The following is a 1,855-nucleotide window of genomic DNA, read 5'->3' as shown; positions in this document are numbered from 1 at the left end:
GTGGTGGGTGGTGGGTGGTGGGTGGTGGATGGGCCGGTGCGGGGCCTTGGGGTCGAGCAGGTTGCTGGCCGGGTCGAAGGCGAAGGTTTCTTCTTTGTACTGACTGCTGGCACCGAGCAGGCGGCCGAGCGGGTCGTAACGGTAGTTGATGTCGCCACGGCGGTTGTCGTGCAGGTCGGTCAACTGCCCGGCGTCGTCATAGCGGTAGTTGCGCACCAGCAGGCGCGTGCTTGAGCCGGTAAGGGCTACGGTCTGTTCCTGCAACTGGCCGTTGGGCGTCCAGCTTTGCCGTTGTTGCAGGCCGTTGCCTTGGTGGCGGACGATTTCTCGATGCAGGTCGTCGCGCTGGTAGCTGAGCAGTTCGATGTCGTCGACTTTCATTGCCAGCAAGTGGCCGCTGCCGTAGGTCAGCCAACTGACCCGGTGGCCGTCGGGGCGGGTGGTGGCAATGCGTTGGTTGAGGGCGTCGTACTCGTGCTGCCAGATGGCAACGTGGCAGGGTTTGTAGAGGTGCAGGTGCTGGTGTTCGCGGGTGTTATTGCCCGCCGCATCGTAAAACCACTGCAGTTTGCAGGTCGGGAGCGTCGGTGTGGCTGAGCAGACGGCTTTTAGCATCGCGGATTTTGATGGAGATCGCAGGCGTTGGCGTTGGCGTTGTTGAGCCAATGGTGGTGATACTGAACTGTTAAAGAACGCTCGCTGACATGTTCAGCGGTGAATTGATGCCCACGAGCCGCTGGCGATCAGCTTGGCACTGTAGGTAGTCTTCATGCCGTTCAATACCACCGGAACGCCGTTGACGGAATAGCTGTTGCTGTCTTCGACAATCGACCCCATGCACAGGGGCGGCACATCACTAGTTAGCCTTTGGCTACCATTAGTTTGCCGTTGAGACACAGGGTGGGGCATGGTTTTGTTGAAGAGTCCTCCGTGGTTTGTAAAGTCACTTAGGCGAGCAATACATTTCATAAAGAAGAGATCCTTGGAGTGATAGGGCACGATTTTTTAGTTGATTGGAATTCACTGCTGAGGTCGAAGTCTGATGTTGTAGTTGGCAACGCGACTAACTCTGTCATCGGTATCCGAACACAGACGTTTAAGTATTGCATGAGGTGTTTTTTGGTTTGACGCAATCGCCTGTCTAACTATGGGGTTCTCGTCATTTGATAGGAGGGCTAATATCTTAGTATCAGATCTTCTTTTTTTTGCAATGCCATGCCTTGTCTTCCAGTTTTCACTTTTTGACAAAAGATTTATTGTGTTGGGCTGGATAGTTTCGTTTTGCAGTATAAAAAATTCATAGTCTGGATATTTTGCGATTACATTCTCCCAGACGCTCTCATCTGCCTCTTCGGTAATGGCTCTTTTATTGTCAGCTTCAATGTTGCTGTTGATAAGATTGATAAATTCCTCGGCTGAAATGATCATTTTTTGTCCTGGCATTTTAATTTCTTTAGGTCGACGGAGCGGCCTGTCGAGCCTTTATGCTTTCCTTTCATGATGTCTCCATACTCATTGAGGTCTGCTGTCCACTCTAGGGTTCCGGCGCTTCTCGATTCTGTGAACAATTTCCACGCGCTTCCTCCGTGTTCGGTTTTATCGGCTGAGTACCAATAGCCGTCTTTCGGATCTCGAAATAGAGTTACGTTTCCTACTCCAGGAATATGCCCGTTACACTTTCTGTCATATCGTTCGACGCTCCATTTGTGTGCGCAACATTGTCGGTTGGCAATGTTTGATTTTGCTGATGGAGTTGGTTTTCTCCCTGATTTTGAGAGCCCAAACGGATCAACCCACCCCACCGGATTCGGCGCATACGCATAGAAATTCAGCCCACCCGCAAAACCGATCGGAT

2 protein-coding genes and 2 pseudogenes are annotated in these 1,855 nt (G+C 51.8%); all 4 read right to left on the bottom strand.

Features of this window, described 5'->3' with window-relative positions; genetic code table 11:
• A pseudogene (locus GHO32_RS25930) lies at window positions 1-615 on the bottom strand (RHS repeat protein); the annotation flags it as partial.
• A 93-nt stretch (window positions 616-708) separates the two neighbouring features.
• A complete protein-coding gene (locus GHO32_RS26575) occupies window positions 709-837 on the bottom strand; it encodes a hypothetical protein (RefSeq protein WP_256665478.1) in 129 nt (42 codons plus the stop codon).
• A gap of 183 nt (window positions 838-1,020) precedes the next feature.
• Window positions 1,021-1,428 (bottom strand): HEAT repeat domain-containing protein, encoded by a 408-nt coding sequence (locus GHO32_RS25925; RefSeq protein WP_153336132.1) that lies wholly within the window; start codon window positions 1,426-1,428, stop codon window positions 1,021-1,023.
• Window positions 1,425-1,855: pseudogene (locus GHO32_RS27015) on the bottom strand (hypothetical protein); the annotation flags it as partial. The pseudogene GHO32_RS27015 and the gene GHO32_RS25925, both read right to left, overlap by 4 nt.

The sequence above is a fragment of the Pseudomonas sp. FSL R10-2189 genome, assembly GCF_009600325.1.
Lineage (GTDB): Bacteria > Pseudomonadota > Gammaproteobacteria > Pseudomonadales > Pseudomonadaceae > Aquipseudomonas > Aquipseudomonas helleri.
The sequence above is the reverse complement of the archived record's forward strand: the minus strand, read 5'-3'. Positions and strand labels throughout refer to the sequence as shown.